Here is an 18,850-nt window from a genome sequence, read left to right on the forward strand (position 1 = left end):
CAGCGCAAAGGCCAGCGCAAAGGCCAGCGCAAAGGCCAGCGCAAAGGCCAGCGCACCGCACAACCCCAACCACGCCAAAACCAAAACCAAAACCAAAACCCGCACCGCGGCAAAACCCCAAAACCCCAAACCCTCACCGCGCCGCGCAGGCCAAAAAAACCCTCACACCGGCGTCCGCATCAACCGGGCCTTTTCCCGCTCCCAATCCCGCTTCTTCTCGGTCTCACGCTTATCGTGCTGCTTCTTGCCCTTGGCAAGCCCAATCTCACACTTAACGCGCCCATTCTTGTAATGAAAATTCAACGGCACAAGCGTATACCCGCGCTGCTCGACCTTGCCAATCAGCTTGCTGATTTCCTCGGCATGCAGCAGCAGCTTGCGCGTACGGACCGGGTCCGGCGTGATATGGGTCGACGCTTCGGGCAGCGGACTGATATGCGTGCCGATCAAAAACAGCTCCGCGTTCCTGATCACGACGTAGCCTTCCTTGATCTGGCCACGCCCGGCGCGCAGCGCCTTGACTTCCCAGCCCTCAAGCACGAGCCCCGCCTCGTAACGTTCTTCGACCGAGTAGTCGTAGAACGCTTTTCTGTTGTCGATGATGCTCATGAATGGAAACTGGCCAACTCGTTTAAAATCACGATTTTAGCAAAGCGGGACGCCGAAAACCCGCCGCGGTGTCATTCAGATGTCACGCGCTCGCTATTTATCAATCCCTGTTGCCACGCGCCGTTCAATTTATGGCAGATGTCCAGAAAACCGTGTTGATACGCCACTCGGCGGAACAGATGTTCGACCTCGTCACCGATGTCGCCGACTACCCCAATTTCCTCCCGTGGTGCGGCGGCGTCGAGATCCGCCGCCAGGAGGAAAACCTGATGGAGGCGAAGATCGACATCAATTTCAAGGGCATCAAGCAGCACTTCGCAACGCACAACACGCAAGAGCGGCCGACGCGCATCGACATGAACTTCGCCGACGGCCCGTTCAAGAAGTTCACCGGCTACTGGCGCTTCACGCCGCTGCGCGCGGACGCCTGCAAGATCGAGTTCGCGCTGCACTACGAATTCGCGAACATTCTGCTGGAGAAAATCATCGGTCCGGTGTTCAGCCATATCGCGAACACGTTCGTCGAATCGTTCGTGAAACGCGCCGACCAGCGCTACGGCAAGGCATGAGCACGACATTGACCATCGAGGTCTGCTATGCGCTGCCGCGCGAGCAGACGCTGATCGAACTTCAGTTGCCCCAAGGCACGACGCTCGGCCAGGCCATCGACGCGAGCGGTATCCTCGCCCGACATCCCGCAATCGATCTGACGAAACAGAAGACAGGCGTGTTCGGCAAGCTCAAGCCGCTCGACACCGTGCTGGCCGACCATGACCGCGTCGAAATCTACCGGCCGCTGATCGTCGATCCGAAGCTCGCGCGGCAGCGGCGCGTCGAGAAATCGCGCCAGGAAGGCTCGGTCGAAGGGCGTAAGTGGCTGCACAAGGATTCGCGCTGACGTCGCGCTGAACCTGCGACTGGCAAACGGCAACGGCGCACCGTGTCACGCGGTGCGCCGTTGCCGTTTTTGCGGCCTGCGTTGGTCGCCCGGCCCATGGCGAGCCGCAGCCTAGTGAACGGCCGCCTGAGCCTTTTCTTCGAGCGTCGAGCGGTCCGAATCGTCATCGGCATGCTGGCGCACCGACCAGCTGACGCCCGCGACCAGCAGCAGGATGGCGGCCATTTCGAGCGGACGGGGCATCCGGTGGTCGTAGATGAACGCGTAGAGCAGCGCGAACAGCGTCTCGAAGACGATCAATTGGCCCGACAGCGTGAGCGGCAGACGCTTGGACGCCGCGTTCCACAGGCCGTTGCCGAGCCACGACGCGCCAATCGCGAGTCCCAGGTTCAGCAGCCAGAACAGATGCCAGCGGGTGTCGACATGCGTCGTATCGACGGCCGACGACGGCACCACCGCCACTACGAGCCACAGCAGCGCGCCGAGCAGGCCCGTCACGACGCCCCACAGCACCGACCACTCGTTGCCGCTGAAATGCGTATGACGCTGCAGATAGCGCGCGTTTTCGACGGCGAACCACGTCCAGCAGGCCAGCGCGCCTACAGCGCACGCAATGCCGATCAGCTTGTTCACGATGGTTCCCGGTGTTTCGCCTGCCGTGCCGAACACATCGACATTGATGCACGCGATGCCCGCGACGACGAGCGCAAGCGGCCACGCGAGCCGCGCGAGCGGTACGGCGCCATGGTCGCGCCGTCCCAGCAGCGTCACGGTGACGGGCAGCACGCCGACGATCAGCGAGGACGGCGCAATGCCGACGAGGTGCACGGCGCCCGTCAGCAGCAGGTAGTACAGCAGGTTGCCCGCCAACGCGAGCCTGACGAGCGCGTTCAGGTCTTCGCGCGTGAGCCGGCGCAGCAGCGAGCGCGCGGAAGGCAGCGCGGCCAGCAGCGAGACGACGCCGTACATCGCGTAGCGGCCGGCGCTCAGCAGCACGGGCGAAAAATCGGGCAACAGCCGCGGCACCAGAAACACCATGCCCCATAACGCTCCCGCCAACATCCCATACACCACGCCGCGCTGCATTGCCTTGCCCCGATCGAAAAACTGAAAGTGCGCGAAGCATAGCCGGACGGGCGTCGTCGCGTCTTGTTCGATTCTGCACTTTGCAGCGCGTCGCCTATGCTGGAAAAACGCGCTTCGAAGGATGACGGGCAGCGCGTGCGTTCGAACGAGCATACGAAACCGGTTCGAACCCGAGCCGAACGCAGAAGCGAAATCAGACGGTCGTTCGACGCGAAAAAACATTGAAGAATTTCGCTAACTGACTGTTCGCGCAGTGAAAACCGGGGAGGTATCGCGTATAATTCGCTTTTGCGCCTATAGGATTTGCCATGCGTCTGATCCAAAAAGCACTCACGTTCGATGACGTGCTCCTCGTCCCGGCCTTCTCCGACGTTCTGCCGCGCGACACCAGCCTGAAAACCCGGCTGACCCGCAACATCTCCCTGAATATGCCGCTCGTGTCCGCCGCCATGGACACCGTCACCGAAGCTCGCCTCGCCATCGCGATGGCGCAGATGGGCGGCGTCGGCATCATCCACAAGAATCTCACGCCGGCCGAGCAGGCGCGTGAAGTCGCCAAGGTCAAGCGCTTTGAATCGGGTGTCGTGCGCGATCCGATCACGGTTCCGCCGCAAATGAAGGTGAGCGACGTGATCGCGCTGTCGCGCCAGCATGGCATTTCTGGCTTCCCGGTTGTCGAAGGCGCGCAGCTGATCGGCATCGTCACGAACCGCGATCTGCGCTTCGAAACGCGCCTGGACGAGCCGGTGCGCACGATCATGACGCCGCGCGAGCGCCTCGTCACGGTCAAGGAAGGCACGCCGCTCGCCGAAGCGAAAGCGCTGATGCACAGCCACCGCCTGGAGCGCGTGCTGGTCGTCAACGACGCGTTCGAGCTGCGCGGCCTGATGACGGTGAAGGACATCACGAAGCAGACGGAACACCCGGACGCGTGTAAAGACGAGCATGGCAAGCTGCGCGCGGGCGCAGCCGTCGGCGTCGGCGCGGACAACGAAGAGCGCGTGTCGCTGCTGGTGCAGGCGGGCGTGGACGTGATCGTCGTCGATACGGCGCACGGCCACAGCCGCGGCGTGCTGGAGCGCGTGCAGTGGGTCAAGAAGAATTTCCCGCACGTCGAGGTGATCGGCGGCAACATCGCGACGGCTGACGCGGCCAAGGCGCTCGTCGAGTACGGCGCGGACGGCGTGAAGGTCGGCATCGGCCCGGGCTCGATCTGCACGACGCGTATCGTCGCAGGCGTGGGCGTGCCGCAGATCAGCGCGATCGCCAACGTGTCGGCGGCGCTCAAGGGCACGGGCGTACCCGTCATCGCCGACGGCGGCGTGCGCTTCTCGGGCGACGTCAGCAAGGCGCTGGCAGCGGGCGCGAATGCGGTGATGATGGGCAGCATGTTCGCCGGCACGGAAGAATCGCCGGGCGACGTGTTCCTGTATCAGGGCCGCCAGTACAAGTCGTACCGCGGCATGGGTTCCGTCGGCGCGATGAAGGACGGCGCAGCTGACCGCTACTTCCAGGACAACTCCGCGAACATCGACAAACTCGTGCCGGAAGGCATCGAAGGCCGTGTTGCGTACAAGGGCTCGGTCGGCGCGATCCTGTTCCAGCTGATCGGTGGCGTGCGCGCGTCGATGGGTTATTGCGGCTGCCGCACGATCGACGAACTGCACGACAAGGCGTCGTTCGTCGAAATCACGGCGGCGGGCATGCGCGAATCGCACGTGCACGATGTCCAGATCACGAAGGAAGCCCCCAACTACCACGTGGACTAATTGCCGATGAAGCCGCTGCTGCGTGCCGTACTGATCATCGATGCCTTGTTGTTGCTGGCGTTCGGGCTGCTGTTCTTGCTCACGCCGTGGAAATCGCTGTACGACGCGCTGCAGCTGGTGCAGACGGACCCTGCGCTGGTTGGGCAGGGGGCGGGCATTGCGCTGATCGGCCTGGCGTGGCTTGCGCTGCATGCGTCGATCGACGGCGCGATGACGGCGACGACGGCCAAGGTCGTCGGCCATGTGAACTGGCTGACAGGCGTGCTGATGCTGGTCTGGCTGGTCGGGCTGCATACACCGCAGTTGACGGGGTTTGGTCAGCTGGTGGCGGTGCTGACGGGTGTGGTGCTGCTCATTATCGGCTTGGGTGGTGTGAAGCTCTCCAGCGCGGTGAAGCGGCGCGAGCGGCTGGCCGGCACGGCTGCCGCCGAACGCACCGATCGTGTGGCGGCGCGCGAGGCCGAGAACGAGGCGCGCAAGGCCGAGCGTGAGCGTAACGCTGCTCGCCCGGGTGTGGTTTATCCTGCTACCACGGGGCCGCATGTGGAGCCGACACTCGCCGCCACGCCTGCCGTGGGCGCGGCAACGCCTGTGAGTCCCGCGACGGGGCATCCCGTCGAGCCGGGCCTGACGGCGCAACCGCCGCGCGCGACGATGCCCGAAGCGGCCGCCGCCGCGCGTGAAGATGCGTTGGCGCATGAACGCCGGGCCGAAGCCTACCAGGACGCCGCCGCGCGCGAACGCGCCGCAGCCCAGCGCAACGAAGCCGACGCGCGCGCTGCCGAAGCGAAATCGGGCACGCCCCGGCCGCCGTTTCATGGCTGACCCGCGCAAGCTCACGCCCACTGCCGAAACAACTGGAATCCGTCTGCGCAGGTCTTTTATCGCGCTTTTTATCGATCACGGCACGCAGCGATGCGGCGCTCACGCCGCCGTCGCCGCGCAAGCCAATCCGTTTCGAATACAACGCCGTTCTGTCGCGATGCGACCAGCGCGGCTTTCCCTATCCGTTCTTTTTAGATTCCGTCCGCTGCCATGCATGACAAGATCCTGATCCTCGACTTCGGTTCGCAAGTCACCCAACTGATCGCACGCCGCATCCGCGAGGCGCACGTGCTGTCGGAAATCCATCCGCACGACGTCAGCGACGAGTTCATCCGCGAATTCAAGCCGAAGGGCATCATCCTGTCGGGTGGCCCGAACTCCGTGACCGAGAGCGACACGCCGCGCGCGCCGCAAGCGGTGTTCGAAGCAGGCGTGCCCGTGCTCGGCATCTGCTACGGCATGCAGACGATGGCCGAGCAGCTCGGCGGCAAGGTCGAGACGGGCCATTTGCGCGAATTCGGTTACGCGGAAGTGCGCGCGCGCAACCACACGAGTTTCCTCGACGGCATCCAGGACTTCGCGACGTCCGAAGGACACGGCATGCTGAAGGTGTGGATGAGCCACGGCGACAAGGTGCTGGAAATGCCGCAAGGCTTCCAGTTGATGGCGTCGACGGACTCGTGTCCGATCGCGGCGATGGCCGACGAGGCGCGCCACTTCTACGGCCTGCAATGGCACCCGGAAGTCACGCACACGGTGCAGGGCCGCGCGATGCTCGAGCGCTTCGTGCTGAAGATCTGCGGTGCGAAGCCCGATTGGGAAATGGGCAACTACATCGACGAAGCCGTCGAGAACATCCGCAAGCAGGTTGGCGACGAGCATGTGATTCTCGGTCTGTCGGGGGGAGTGGATTCGTCGGTGGCGGCGGCGCTGCTGCATCGCGCGATCGGCGATCAACTGACCTGCGTGTTCGTCGATCACGGCCTGTTGCGTCTGAACGAAGCCGAGCAGGTGATGGCGATGTTCGCCGACAACCTCGGCGTGAAGGTGATCCACGTCGATGCGAGCGAAGCGTTCATGTCGAAGCTCAAGGGCGTGACCGATCCGGAAGCGAAGCGCAAGATCATCGGCGCCGAGTTCGTCGAAGTGTTCCAGGCGGAAGCCGGCAAGCTGACGGACGCGAAGTGGCTTGCGCAAGGCACGATCTACCCGGACGTGATCGAGTCGGCGGGCAAGGGCAAGAAGGCTGCGCATACGATCAAGAGCCACCACAACGTCGGTGGCCTGCCGGAGACGCTGAATCTCAAGCTGCTCGAACCGCTGCGTGAACTGTTCAAGGATGAAGTGCGTGAGCTCGGCGTGAAGCTGGGTCTGCCGCCTTCGATGGTGTATCGCCATCCGTTCCCGGGCCCGGGCCTCGGCGTGCGGATTCTCGGCGAAGTGAAGCGCGATTACGCGGATCTGCTGCGTCGTGCGGACGCGATTTTTATCGAAACGTTGCGCACCTTCATCGACAAGGAATCGGGCAAGTCGTGGTACGACCTGACGAGCCAGGCATTCGCGGTGTTCCTGCCGGTGAAGAGCGTAGGCGTGATGGGCGATGGGCGCACGTATGAGTATGTCGTCGCGCTGCGCGCGGTGCAGACGCTCGACTTCATGACGGCGCATTGGGCGCATCTGCCGCATGATCTGCTCGGCCATGTGTCGAACCGGATCATCAACGAAGTGCGCGGCATCAATCGCGTGGTGTATGACATCTCGGGGAAGCCGCCTGCGACGATTGAGTGGGAGTGATCGGACGCCTGAACGTACCGAAACCTGCAAGCATCAGAATGTTCAAAAGCCCGCGTCAGCGGGCTTTTTTTTACTTCGATTCTTCGCGTCGGCAAATTGTGGAGATTCGAGTTTAACGATCGTATCGTTGTGCGTGCTTGCCTAGCTCTTCGAGATCGACGGATGCTGCGAGAAATGCGCCGCAACGCGGCTTGTCCACGAAACGAAGCCAGTGGCTGAACTGGCTGAGAAGGAAGTAGGCAAACATGATGCGCTCCTGTCGTTGAAGGTGGTAACAGGCGCGATTCAGATGGTGTCGAGTGGCGCTCTGTTGATGTTTCAAGAATAGGGACGCGTCAGCGTGATGGACATAGGAGAAGGACGAATTTTGAGATAGCCGGCCGCGGCGTATGTCTCTCGTGCGCATAAGCCGCCGCTGGCGTCCCGTAACACGGCTGCAAGCCAACGCTACCCATTCCATGCTCCGTCATTGCGTTGATCGATTTTTTGATTCGATGGATGCGTTGTCGAGAGAGTGACCATCTGGCGTGGCGCTAGAATGGTTGCGCAAACTTGATGCGTGGCCCGATCGCCAGCCGGTTCGACAGTAAAACTATGAATCTCGACCATTCAACCCTCGATGCTTTACGGATTCACCATCCCGCATGGCGGCTGTTGCGTTCCGACCACGCCCCGCTGGTGGCGAGCTTCCTGAATCGTGTATTCATCGTTCCGAACGTGCGCGCTATTTCGGCAGCGGACTTGTCCGAAGCGCTCGAAGATGAACTTTTCGCACTCCGCGATCGGCTGGGCGCGGACGCTTATCCGAAACGCGCCCTCGACTACCTCAACGACTGGGCTGCCGCGGAAAAAGGCTGGCTGCGCAAGTTCTATCGTCCGGGCTCGGATGACCCGTACTTCGATCTCACACCGTCCACGGAAAAGGCGATCGTCTGGCTGGGCTCGCTAACGGAGCGTGGCTTCGTCGGCACGGAGTCGCGCCTGCTGACATTGTTCGAACTGCTGCGCCAAATGAGCGAAGGCAGCGAATCCGATCCTGAAAAGCGCGTGGCGGAGTTCCTGAAGCGTCGGGACGAAATCGATGCTGACATTGCGCGGGTGCAGTCCGGCGAGCTGGGTTTGCTCGACGACACGGCGATCAAAGACCGCTTTCAGCAATTCGTGCAATTGGCCCGCGAACTGCTTACCGATTTTCGCGAGGTCGAACAAAACTTTCGCATACTCGATCGCCGCGTGCGCGAGCGCATCGCCCTGTGGGAGGGTTCGAAAGGCGCCTTGCTCGAAGACATCATGGGCGAACGCGACGCGATTTCCGACTCGGACCAGGGCAAAAGCTTTCGGGCTTTCTGGGATTTCCTGATGTCGAGCACCCGCCAGGAGGAACTCACGGAACTTCTCGCACGCGTGCTTGCGTTGCCGGCCATTGCAGGTTTGAATCCCGACACGCGCACTGCACGCGTTCACTATGACTGGCTGGAAGCGGGCGAGCATACGCAGCGCACGGTAGCGCAACTCTCTCAACAGTTGCGTCGCTTCCTCGACGATCAGGTATGGCTGGAGAATCGCCGCATCATGGATATTCTGCACGGCATCGAGGCCAAGGCTCTGGCCGTGCGCGACGAGCCGCCGGGCGGTGAGATGATGCAACTGTCCGAGGCTGGCGCCGACATCGAACTGCCGATGGAACGTCCGTTGTACACGCCAGCGCAAAAGCCAGTTATCCAGGATATCGAGCTGGAGTCGGGCGATGTTGATCTCGACGCCGCGGTGCTGTATTCGCAAGTCGTGGTAGACCGCATGCGGCTCGCTGGTCACATTCGCCAGGCATTGCAGGATCGCGCCCAGGTGACGCTACGCGAATTGATCGAATCGCACCCGTTGCAGCAGGGCCTTGCCGAGCTGGTCGCGTATCTGCAACTTGGGAGCGACGCGTTCAAGACGGTCGTTGACGAAGGCATGCAGGATGTCATCGTGTGGCAAACGGCGCGTGACGAAGAGGGGCCAACGGCGAGGCGCGCCCGACTGCAGCGAGTGATCTTTGTGAGATGACGATGGAAGAGGAACTGCAAGAGAAAACAGCGAGCGTCGATTTGTCGACACTCGCGGTCACGTTGCTCAAAGGCGTGATTTATCGTGAAGGCGATGAGCGCCTATGGGGCGCATTGCTCGACCTGCAAATGCGAGTGCGGGACTACATGTCGGTGCTGAGTCTCGAATTGGTGCTGGACGAGGCGGAGGGCTACGCCTTCCTGCGCAGCCGTGCGGAGCCAGCCGAAGCCGACACAGCGCCAAAGCCGCCGCGTTTGATCGCGCGCCGGCCTATCTCTTTTCCGGTCAGCTTGCTGCTGGCACTGCTGCGCAAGAAGCTGGCCGAATCCGACGCCGGCGGAGGCGATTCACGACTGATCTTGTCACGCGATGAAATCGTCGAACTCATCAGGGTCTTCCTGCCGGATACCAACAATGAAGCAAAGCTGATCGATCAGATCGAGACACACATCAACAAGGTGATCGAACTCGGTTTCCTGCGCAGGCTCAAGATCGCGAGCGGGCCATCGAGCTTTGAAGTGCGGCGCATATTGAAGGCGTTCGTCGACGCGCAGTGGCTGTCCGACTTCGATACGCGCCTTGCCGCGTATCGGGAGCAACTTGGACGCGCTTCGGCGGGGCAGGGAGGTGAGGCAGATGAATGAGCGCAACGGCGCGATTCCCCAACTGCTCGAACTGGACTACCTCGGGGATGATACGCTCGCCGGTTTCCGCCTGACGCGGCTGGAAGTATTCAATTGGGGTACCTTCGACGCACGAGTCTGGACGCTTCAGCTGGACGGCAGAAATGGACTGCTGACGGGCGACATTGGTTCCGGCAAGTCGACGCTAGTCGACGCGATCACGACCCTGCTGGTTCCCGCTCAACGCATTGCATACAACAAGGCGGCCGGCGCGGACCTCAAGGAACGGACGCTGCGCTCGTACGTGCTTGGACACTACAAGTCTGAACGTAACGAACTGACGGGCGCGGCGCGTCCCGTCTCTTTGCGGGACCACAACAGCTATTCAGTCATCCTGGGTGTTTTTCACAATGCCGGATATGACCAGACAGTCTCGCTCGCGCAAGTCTTCTGGATAAAAGAAGGGCACAGCCAGCCAGTGCGCTTTTACGTGGCTGCGGAGCGCGATCTGTCGATCGCGGCGGATTTCACCCACTTCGGCAGCGACATTGCCCAGTTGCGAAAGAAGCTGCGTGGAGCGGGTGCGGAAATCGAAGATGCGTTTCCGAAATACGGCGCGTGGTTTCGCCGGCGCTTTGGCATCGAGAACGAACAGGCACTCGAACTGTTTCACCAGACCGTATCGATGAAATCGGTCGGCAACCTGACCGATTTTGTGCGCAGTCACATGCTCGAGCCGTTCGACATTGCGCCGCGCATCGCCGCGTTGATTTCGCATTTTGACGACCTGAATCGCGCACATGAGTCGGTGCTCAAGGCGAAGCGGCAAGCGGAGTTGCTGGTGCCGCTGGTGGCCGATTGCGACCAGCATGGCGCGCTGGCGGCGGAACAGGAACGCTCACGCATTTGCCGCGACGCGTTGAAGCCTTATTTCGCGGGCCTGAAGCTGAGTTTGCTGCAACGACGGCTGCAGTTGCTCGCTGATGACCACGCACGTCTTTCCATACACAGAGAGCGGCGAATCGAGCAATGCGATCAGGAGCGAACGCAAGCCGATCGCCTCAAACTTGCGATCGTCGAGCAAGGCGGCGACAGACTGGAGCAGCTTGCCGCTGCGATTCGCGATGAGGAGCGCGAGCGCGACCGGCGTCAGCGCAGGGCAGACCGTTACGCGCAGTTGTTGGCTGCCATTGGTGAATCTCCCGCTGTCGAGGAATCCTCTTTCATCGCGCAACGCCAACAGGTCGCCGACCTGCGCGAAGGCGCGGGCGTGCGGGAAGCTGACCTGCAGAACCAGATCACCGAGTGGGGCGTGGCACTGCGGGAGGGCAAGCGGGAGCACGACGCGCTCGCCGGAGAGGTTGCCAGCCTGAAGGCGCGGCGCAGCAACATCCCGAGGGATCAGGTGGCAATGCGCGCGGCCATGTGCGCGGCGCTGGGCCTCGACGAAAATACGATGCCGTTCGCCGGCGAACTGATTCAGGTGCGTAAAGAGGCGCACGAATGGGAAGGTGCGATCGAGCGCGTCCTGCACAATTTCGGCGTGTCGTTGCTCGTGCACGATACGCACTATGCAGACGTCGCGGCCTGGGTGGATCGCACGCATCTGGCTGGACGGCTCGTCTATTTCAGGGTGCGTCCCGCACGGGACCCGAACACCGCTGAACTGCATCGTGAATCGCTCGTGCGCAATGTCGCGGTGAAACCGGACTCGCCGTTCTACGACTGGCTGGAGCGGATGCTCGCGCAGCGCTTCGATTACGCATGCTGTCAGACGCAGGAACAGTTTCGCCGCGAGGCTCGCGCCTTGACACGTACGGGGCAGGTCAAGGCGCCAGGCGAGCGCCACGAGAAGGACGACCGCCATCGGCTCGATGATCGCGGCCGTTACGTCCTTGGATGGAGCAATGCGGCCAAGATCGCAGCGCTCGAGCAACAGATGCATGTCCTCGCAACGCGCCTCGGCACGCTCGCCGGGCAGATTGCGCAAGCGCAAGGCGATCAGGCAAAACTGCGGCAACAACTGGAAGCGTTCGCTGCGCTCAATGAGTTCAACGATTTTCGGGAGATCGACTGGCAGACTACGTCGGCCAACATCGCTCGCCTGATAGACGAGAAGGCGCGTCTGGAGGCTGCCAGCAACGCGTTGCTGGAGTTGGCCGCGCAACTCGAAGCGGTGAGGGCCGCACTGAAGGAAAGCGAGCACGCCTTGTCGGAAGTGAATCGGGAGCTTGGCGGCATCGACGCGAAACGCGAAGCAGCCGAGGCATTGCGGGAGCAGACCGAGGCATCGCTGACTGACGTCGATGGCGATACGCGGGAGCGGCTGGACAAGCTACGCGCCGAGATTCTGGGCGAGCATCAGCTTTCAGTCGAATCGTGCGACAACCGTGAGCGTGAACTGCGTGAGGCGTTGCAGGCCCGGATGGACGCAGAGACGAAGCGTCTCGAGCGACTCACCGAGCGCATCCTCAGAAACATGTCGACCTTCAAGGACGCATACAAGCTCGACACGGCGGACTTTGACGCGAGCGTGGAAGCTGCGTTCGAATATCGCGAGCTCCTTGCTCGGCTGAATACCGACGATCTCCCACGCTTTGAGGCTCGCTTCAAGGAGCTTCTGAACATCAACACGATCAACGAGATCGCCAACTTCACGGCACAGCTCGCGCGGGAGCGCGAAACGATCAAGGAGCGCATCGGCCTGATCAATGAATCGTTGGCGCAGATCGATTACAACCCCGGGCGTTACATCGTCCTCGAATCACAGGCGAGCCCCGATGTGGACATCCGGGATTTCCAGGGTGAGTTGCGCGCTTGCACGGAAGGAACGCTGACGGGTTCGGACGACGCCCAATATTCGGAAGCCAAGTTTCTGCAGGTCAAGGCGATCATCGACCGGTTCCGCGGCCGTGAAGGGCTTTCGGATCAGGATCGTCGCTGGACCACGAAAGTGACAGACGTGCGCAACTGGTTTCTGTTTGCCGCAAGCGAGCGCTGGCGTGAAGACGACACGGAGTACGAGCATTATTCCGATTCGGGCGGCAAGTCCGGCGGACAGAAGGAAAAGCTGGCTTATACGATTCTCGCAGCAAGCCTTGCGTATCAATTCGGCCTCGAATGGGGAGCCGTGCGGTCTCGCACGTTCCGGTTCGTGGTGATTGACGAAGCGTTCGGACGCGGTTCGGATGAGTCCGCTCAATATGGGCTCAAGTTGTTCAGGCAGTTGAATCTGCAGTTGCTGATCGTCACGCCGCTGCAGAAGATTCATATCATCGAGCCTTTCGTTGCCAGCGTAGGTTTTGTGCAGAACGAAGGCGGGCGCGCTTCGAAGCTGCGCAACCTGTCGATCGAGGAACATCTCGCGCGCAAGGTGGAGGGCACGGCGTGAGCTGGACGTCGGCCGATGACCTGAAAGCCCAGGTGCGACGCTTATGGGAGCGAGGTGAGCTGCTGCGCAGCATAGTTGGCGACTGCGACGGCGCTGCGCCGACTGTCGTTCCTTTCGGCCAGGAAGGAGCCAGAACCAGCCTGCGGCCGGGTTGCTCATTTCCCTTGCGACTGGCCATGAAGGGGCCAAGCACGACTGAGCTGGCGGAATGCTTTCAGGCTGTGCGGGAATGGATCGCCGGGATGGTTGGCGTCCCCCATGTCCGGATCGAATGGCGTGAGTTCAACCATCGTGTGCTAGGTCTTCAGCGCGTGCCGCAGGCTGTCTGGCTGGACGATCTCGACAGCGCCCTGGGGATGATCGGGAAACGCGCCGACGCGGCGCGTTTTCGGCGGTTGCTGGACCAAGTGGGCTTGCGCCAGCCGGCGCTGTCGCCGTGGTTTCGCCAGCGCCCGCTGCAGGCGCTCGAACTGGCCGAGGAGTGTGCGTGTTTGCTGGCGGCCGTTGAATGGATCGCGCAACATCCGCGTCCAGGTATTTATCTCAGGCAGGTCGATATTGCCGGCGTGCATAGCAAATTCATTGAACGCCGCCGTGGTGTGCTGACCGAATGGCTCGATCTCGTGTTGCCGGTTGAAGCCATTTCGGCCGATCGAAGTGGAAGTGCGCAATTTGCGGCGCGCTATGGGTTTCTGGAGAAACCTGTCCGTATCCGGTTTCGCGCGCTGGATGCCAGCCTGCCGATTCTTCCCGGTACGGCTCTTCCCGACATCACACTGGATGCGGACAGCTTTGCAGCATTGAACCTGCCTGTCCGGCGAGTGTTCATCACGGAGAACGAGACCAATTTTCTTGCCTTCCCGCCGATCGCCGATGCCATCGTCGTATTCGGTGCCGGATACGGATGGGACGCCTTGTCGAAAGCGGCCTGGCTGTCGCGCTGCTGCATCCACTACTGGGGCGATATCGACACGCATGGTTTTGCGATTCTCGACCAGTTGCGCAGCCGCTTCAGGCACGTGGAGTCGTTGTTGATGGACCGTGCGACGCTGATGGAGCACGAAGCGGTATGGGGTGAGGAGCCTGATCAGGTAGTGCGTGACTTGCCACGGCTCGACCATGCGGAACGGGCGTTGTTCGACGAATTGCGCGACAACCGTCTGCGCACCAAACTGCGCCTTGAGCAAGAGCATGTTCGCTTTCGCTGGGTTGAAGCTGCGCTCGCCGCGTTCGCTTGATGGTGAAACACCAGCCCGATGCCCGATGCCCGCTACCGTTCCCGCTCTGCGTCAGCCAGATCACGCGCCCGCGCCAGCGCAGAAGCGATCGCATCCAGCACGCGCTCGCGCGCCTCGTCATGCTCCTGCCGCAACGCGAACGACGGGTGATACGTCGCGATCACCCGCATGCCGTCGACCTCGATTGGCCGGTCGAGCCAATCGCGCAAGCTGACTTTCTCGCGCAGCAGCGCAGTCAAAGCGGTCGCGCCCAACGTGACGACGACGGCAGGCGTCACGCGCTCCAGTTCGCGTTGGAGCCAGTAGCCGCACGCCTCGATCTCCTGCTGCGCCGCCGTCTTGTGCAGGCGCCGCTTGCCGCGCAGCATCCACTTGAAGTGCTTGACGGCGTTGGTCAGATAAAGATGCTCGCGCCGTAACTCCGCGCGCTCGATCGCCACATCGAGTAAGCGTCCGGCTGGCCCGATAAACGGCTTGCCCGCGAGATCTTCCTGATCGCCGGGCTGCTCGCCGATCAGCATGATGCGTGCGTCGTCGGGGCCGATGCCGTCGACAGCTTGCGTCGCGTGCCGCCACAGCTCGCAGCGCCGGCAAGCGTCGAGCGTCGATGGCTGCGCACGCGCCGGTTGCGCGTCATGTGCATCGACGGGCACGCTCTTGCCGCCCAGCATGCCGACGCCGCGAGCCTGCGCGATCCGTTGCGCGCCGCTCTTCGCTTCACTGATCATCGACGGAATCAGGTGGCCTTCGGGCAATCCTTTCCAGAAGCGCACGGGCATGTGCTGTTCGAGCGCCGTCTCGTTCAGGCGGGCGGGATTGAACGTGCTGCGGTAGTAAGCGAGCCAGAGTGCTTCGGCCTCATCGGCGGTGTGCCTGCAATGATCGCTGGATGACGCAGGACGGTGTTCGAGCCGCAAGTTTTTGCCATCCCACCACGCGGCGGCATCGGGCGTCGAGATGAGCCACGTCGAACGACCCATGCGGCGCGCGAAATGTTCGGCCGACCACGCGAGCACATCGTGTTCCGGCTCATACCAGGCGACATATTCGGGCTGATCGGGCGCAGGCACATCGTTGCCCGGCTCGCGCAGCCGGAACCGGACATAGGCGATCATGTCGTGCTTCGCGCGTCGCACGGCCTTGGCCATCTTGTACAGACGCGCGCCGTCGCAATCGGCGGCGGACGCGACCGAGCGGTCACCGTCGTGCCATCGCCACAGCACGCGGTAGAGAAACGCCCAGCGTGCCGTGTCGCGATAGCATGCCGCGTCCTTCAGCAGTTCGCCGAGTTCGCGAGAAATGCGCACCTTGGCGGGCGCCACTGCCGCGCGCGGCACGCGCGCGCGATCGTCGAACAAGGCGGGCGTGGCTGCGCGATCGTCGTCGGCAATCACACGCCAGTCGATATCCTCGGGCGCCATGCGGCTCGCCAGGGCCTGTAACGCGGCTTCGCGCCACGCCTGATAGTCGTCGTCGATCGAGATGATCTGCATGCGCTCGCGCCCGCGTCAAAGCAGCGACAACTGTGTCGGCGGCGGCGTCAGCGCGTGGCGTAAGCGCTGCGTCGACAGGTCGGCATGTGCAGGACGATAGTCGGCTGTTACGACGAATGGCCGCGTCTTGTCCATCGAACAGCGCAGTTGCACGAGATCCTGATAGCGGATGCGCCGCGAGCGCCGCAGTTCCACCAGACGCTTTGCGTTACGCATGCCGATGCCCGGCACGCGGGCGATCATGTGTGCGCTGGCGCGATTCAGATCGACGGGAAAGCGCTCCCGATGATTCAGCGCCCACGCGAGCTTCGGATCGATGTCGAGCGCGAGATTGCCCGGTGTGTCGAACAGTTCGTCGACGCGAAAGCCGTAACCGCGCAGCAGAAAATCCGCCTGATACAGGCGATGCTCGCGCAACAGCGGCGGCGCCTGGGCCGGCAGCGCGGTCGGACTGTCGGGAATGGGGCTGAACGCGGAGTAGTAGACGCGCTTGAGCCGGTAAGCGCCGTATAGCGTTTCGGCCGTTTGCAGGATCGTGCTGTCGCTGGTGTCGTCCGCGCCGACGATCATCTGCGTGCTTTGCCCAGCCGGCGAGAAGCGCGGCGCTTTCGCGTCGCTCCCGGCTTCGTCGCTGGCTAGCCGGATCGAGCTCATGGCAAGGCGGATCGTGCGCGCGCTTTTCTCGGGCGCGAGCCGTTCCAGACTGATTTCGGTCGGCAGTTCGATATTGACGCTCAGGCGATCCGCGTAACGGCCCGCTTGCGCGATCAGTTCCGGGTCGGCGTCGGGAATCGTCTTCAGATGGATATAGCCGCGAAACAGATGGACTTCGCGCAACGACTGTGCGACGCGCACCAGTTGCTCCATCGTGTAGTTCGATGAGCGGATCACGCCGGAGCTGAGAAACAACCCGTCGATGTAATTACGCCGGTAGAAGTCGAGCGTGAGGCTCACGACTTCCTCGGGCGTGAAACGCGCGCGCGGCACATTGCTCGTCCGGCGGTTCACGCAATACTGACAGTCGTACAGGCAAAAATTGGTCAGCAGGATTTTCAGCAGCGACACGCAGCGGCCGTCGGGCGTGAAGCTGTGGCAGATGCCCGCGCCCGTGCTCGCGCCGAGCCCGTCCGCGCCGCGCGAACTGCGCTGCGGCGCGCCGCTGCTCGCACACGACGCGTCGTATTTAGCCGCGTCGGCGAGTATTTCGAGCTTTTTGAGCAGTTCCATGGCAGACGACGATACTGTATATACGTACAGTATTCTACGCCGTCGCGCGTCGTCTACAAGGCATGTATCGACGCAAACCCCGCGGCCGTCGCGGTTTTGTCCTATTTTCAGTGAATAAGCGGAATCACGTCGGCTTCTGCCGTTACATAACTTCACAGCTCGCCAGCGGCACAGTGCAATCATTGCCGCCGCCGGGCCGAATCGACGTATCGACGTATCGACGTATCGACGGTTCGAAGCCTCAGTTTTTTCGCGGTGAAGGACATGATCGAATGACATCCCAGCCAGATATCGACGAGCGGTACGCGGCAGCCGAGCAAGCCTTTGTCACGGGTGACCACGACGTGGCGCGTGCATATCTGAACGGTGTCCTGCAAGCGCATCCCGGGCACGCCGCCGCGCTGCATCTGCGCGGCCTCGTCGCGCTCGAAGCGAAAGAGCCGGACGGCGCGGCGCACTGGATCGAACAGGCGCTGCGCGTGCGGCCCGATCCCGTCTTCTACAACAGTCTGAGCGTCGTGCAGATTCGGTCGGGCGCACTCGCCGAGGGCGCGGCGAGCGCACAACGCGGCCTCGATCTCGCGCGCAGCGAGCCGTCCGTGTCGATCGATACGTCGATTCTCGCCTTCAATCTCGGCGTCGCGCTGCAACTCAACGACGACATGGAAGCGGCAGAGCACGCGTATCGCAGCGTGATCGCAACGAATCCGGCGCACTCCGGCGCGCACAACAACCTCGGTCTCGTGCTGAACGCGCTCGGCGACGTCGAAGCGGCGATCGTGCATCACGGGCGCGCGTATGAACTCGATCCGTCGAATCTCGAAGCGCGCAGCAATATCGGCCATATGATGCTTGCGGCCGGGCGATATGAAGAAGCATGGCCGCATTTCGAATATCGCTGGGCCGCGCTCGGCAACAATCGCGGCGAGCGCGGCGCGCGGCCGGCTGAATGGCCCGTGCCGCAATGGCTGGGTGACGCTGCCCCGACACGCGACGCGCGGCTGTTCATCGTGTACGAGCAGGGACTCGGCGATGCGTTGCAGTTCAGCCGCTTCTTTCCGCTCACGCTCGACCGTTTCTCGACAATCGGCTTCAACTGCCCCAAGCCGCTGCGGCGGCTCTTCGAGGATTCGTTCGGCGAGCGCTATCCGCAGTTGCGACTGGTGGACGACGTGCCCTCCGACTGGCGCGACTGGGACTGCTATTCGCCGATGCTTTCGCTGCCGATGGCGCTCGGCATCGGCCTGCAGAACCTCGGCTCGGCGCCGTCGCGCTATCTGCGCGCCGACCCGCAGCGCGCCGCGTACTGGCGCGCGCGTCTCGCGGACGTCGCGCCGCAAGGTGTGCCGCGCATCGGCATGGTGTGGGCGGGCGGCAAGATCAACGCGCATATGGACAGGATGCGCAGCATCGCGCCTGCGCAGATCGAGCGGCTGCTTGCATGGCCGCGCGCACAGTGGATCAGCTTGCAGAAGGCAGACGATGCGTCGAAGGAACTCGCTTGCGTGCCCCGTCGCAACGTGACCGACTGGATGAACGAGATCGCGGATTTCGCCGACACGGCAGCGCTCGTCGAGCCGCTCGATCTGGTGATCGCGGTCGATACATCGGTCGCGCATCTCGCCGCCGCGATGGGCAAGCGCGTGTGGCTGCTCAATCGCTACGCAGGATGCTGGCGGTGGCTGCGTGAGCGCACGGATAGCCCCTGGTATCCCGGCATGCGGCTCTTCAATCAGTCGGAGCGCGGCAACTGGGTCGACGTGCTGTCGAATCTGATCGACGCGCTGGAAGCGGAATTTCCGGCGCGCGCATAAATGGCAGAACACAAAGCGAAACGCGGCGCATTGT

Annotated in this window: 15 protein-coding genes; 10 read left to right on the forward strand and 5 right to left on the reverse strand. The window is 62.6% G+C overall.

The features are described 5' to 3' along the window. Positions 1-162 precede the first annotated feature (162 nt). Entirely contained in the window at positions 163-609 is a 447-nt protein-coding gene (smpB, locus tag KFO72_RS17610) for an SsrA-binding protein SmpB (RefSeq protein ID WP_035990850.1), read from the reverse strand. 131 nt (positions 610-740) lie between these two features. On the opposite strand from smpB, the gene KFO72_RS17615 reads away from it, so the two are divergent. Together KFO72_RS17615 and KFO72_RS17620 are read left to right on the forward strand one after the other, a co-directional pair. Then, positions 741-1,178, forward strand: coding sequence for a type II toxin-antitoxin system RatA family toxin (locus KFO72_RS17615; protein ID WP_035990853.1), 438 nt, complete (start codon positions 741-743; stop codon positions 1,176-1,178). Next, entirely contained in the window at positions 1,175-1,507 is a 333-nt protein-coding gene (locus KFO72_RS17620; protein WP_054934485.1) for an RnfH family protein, read from the forward strand. Before KFO72_RS17615 ends, KFO72_RS17620 begins: the two co-directional genes overlap by 4 nt. Before the next feature lie 111 nt (positions 1,508-1,618). Here KFO72_RS17620 and KFO72_RS17625 read toward each other — a convergent pair whose 3' ends face one another. Next, positions 1,619-2,593, reverse strand: a complete 975-nt coding sequence (locus KFO72_RS17625) for a DMT family transporter (protein WP_225032678.1) — start codon at positions 2,591-2,593, stop codon at positions 1,619-1,621. A 308-nt stretch (positions 2,594-2,901) separates the two neighbouring features. Here KFO72_RS17625 and guaB point away from each other — a divergent pair, with 308 nt between their 5' ends. From guaB to guaA, 3 genes are all read left to right on the forward strand, one after another. Beyond that, the gene (gene guaB, locus KFO72_RS17630; protein WP_054934486.1) at positions 2,902-4,362 is read left to right on the forward strand and encodes an IMP dehydrogenase; all 1,461 of its coding nucleotides are present in this window, start codon (positions 2,902-2,904) and stop codon (positions 4,360-4,362) included. Between the two features lie 6 nt (positions 4,363-4,368). Continuing rightward, positions 4,369-5,187, forward strand: coding sequence for a hypothetical protein (locus KFO72_RS17635; protein ID WP_225032679.1), 819 nt, complete (start codon positions 4,369-4,371; stop codon positions 5,185-5,187). A gap of 210 nt (positions 5,188-5,397) precedes the next feature. Next, complete coding sequence (guaA, locus tag KFO72_RS17640; RefSeq protein ID WP_107200946.1) at positions 5,398-6,981, forward strand: glutamine-hydrolyzing GMP synthase; 1,584 nt, start codon at positions 5,398-5,400, stop codon at positions 6,979-6,981. A 112-nt stretch (positions 6,982-7,093) separates the two neighbouring features. Here the strand turns inward: guaA and KFO72_RS42105 are convergent, their stop codons facing one another. Next, positions 7,094-7,228 carry a hypothetical protein gene (locus KFO72_RS42105; RefSeq protein ID WP_257722136.1) on the reverse strand — a complete coding sequence of 45 codons (135 nt, stop codon included), beginning with the start codon at positions 7,226-7,228 and terminating at the stop codon, positions 7,094-7,096. A 347-nt stretch (positions 7,229-7,575) separates the two neighbouring features. Between KFO72_RS42105 and KFO72_RS17645 the strand changes: the two genes are divergently transcribed. The 4 genes from KFO72_RS17645 to KFO72_RS17660 are packed head-to-tail and all read left to right on the forward strand — an operon-like array spanning position 7,576 to position 14,282. Beyond that, positions 7,576-9,030: a DUF3375 domain-containing protein gene (locus tag KFO72_RS17645; protein WP_225032680.1), complete on the forward strand. Its 1,455-nt coding sequence runs from the start codon at positions 7,576-7,578 to the stop codon at positions 9,028-9,030. Positions 9,031-9,032: 2 nt separating this feature from the next. After that, entirely contained in the window at positions 9,033-9,674 is a 642-nt protein-coding gene (locus KFO72_RS17650) for a DUF4194 domain-containing protein (RefSeq protein ID WP_224101568.1), read from the forward strand. Beyond that, positions 9,667-13,044: an ATP-binding protein gene (locus KFO72_RS17655; protein ID WP_225032681.1), complete on the forward strand. Its 3,378-nt coding sequence runs from the start codon at positions 9,667-9,669 to the stop codon at positions 13,042-13,044. Before KFO72_RS17650 ends, KFO72_RS17655 begins: the two co-directional genes overlap by 8 nt. Continuing rightward, positions 13,041-14,282, forward strand: a complete 1,242-nt coding sequence (locus KFO72_RS17660; protein ID WP_054934491.1) for a Wadjet anti-phage system protein JetD domain-containing protein — start codon at positions 13,041-13,043, stop codon at positions 14,280-14,282. The genes KFO72_RS17655 and KFO72_RS17660 overlap by 4 nt, the downstream gene beginning before the upstream one ends. A 32-nt stretch (positions 14,283-14,314) precedes the next feature. On the opposite strand, the gene KFO72_RS17665 is transcribed toward KFO72_RS17660, so the two are convergent. Further along, positions 14,315-15,775 (reverse strand): UdgX family uracil-DNA binding protein, encoded by a 1,461-nt coding sequence (locus KFO72_RS17665; RefSeq protein ID WP_225032682.1) that lies wholly within the window; start codon positions 15,773-15,775, stop codon positions 14,315-14,317. 15 nt (positions 15,776-15,790) lie between these two features. Continuing rightward, complete coding sequence (locus KFO72_RS17670) at positions 15,791-17,002, reverse strand: putative DNA modification/repair radical SAM protein (RefSeq protein WP_225032683.1); 1,212 nt, start codon at positions 17,000-17,002, stop codon at positions 15,791-15,793. A gap of 272 nt (positions 17,003-17,274) precedes the next feature. On the opposite strand from KFO72_RS17670, the gene KFO72_RS17675 reads away from it, so the two are divergent. Next, positions 17,275-18,816: a tetratricopeptide repeat protein gene (locus KFO72_RS17675; RefSeq protein WP_225032684.1), complete on the forward strand. Its 1,542-nt coding sequence runs from the start codon at positions 17,275-17,277 to the stop codon at positions 18,814-18,816. The last annotated feature ends 34 nt before the right edge of the window (positions 18,817-18,850 follow it).

This window comes from Paraburkholderia sp. XV, from assembly GCF_020177535.1.
Lineage (GTDB): Bacteria > Pseudomonadota > Gammaproteobacteria > Burkholderiales > Burkholderiaceae > Paraburkholderia > Paraburkholderia caribensis.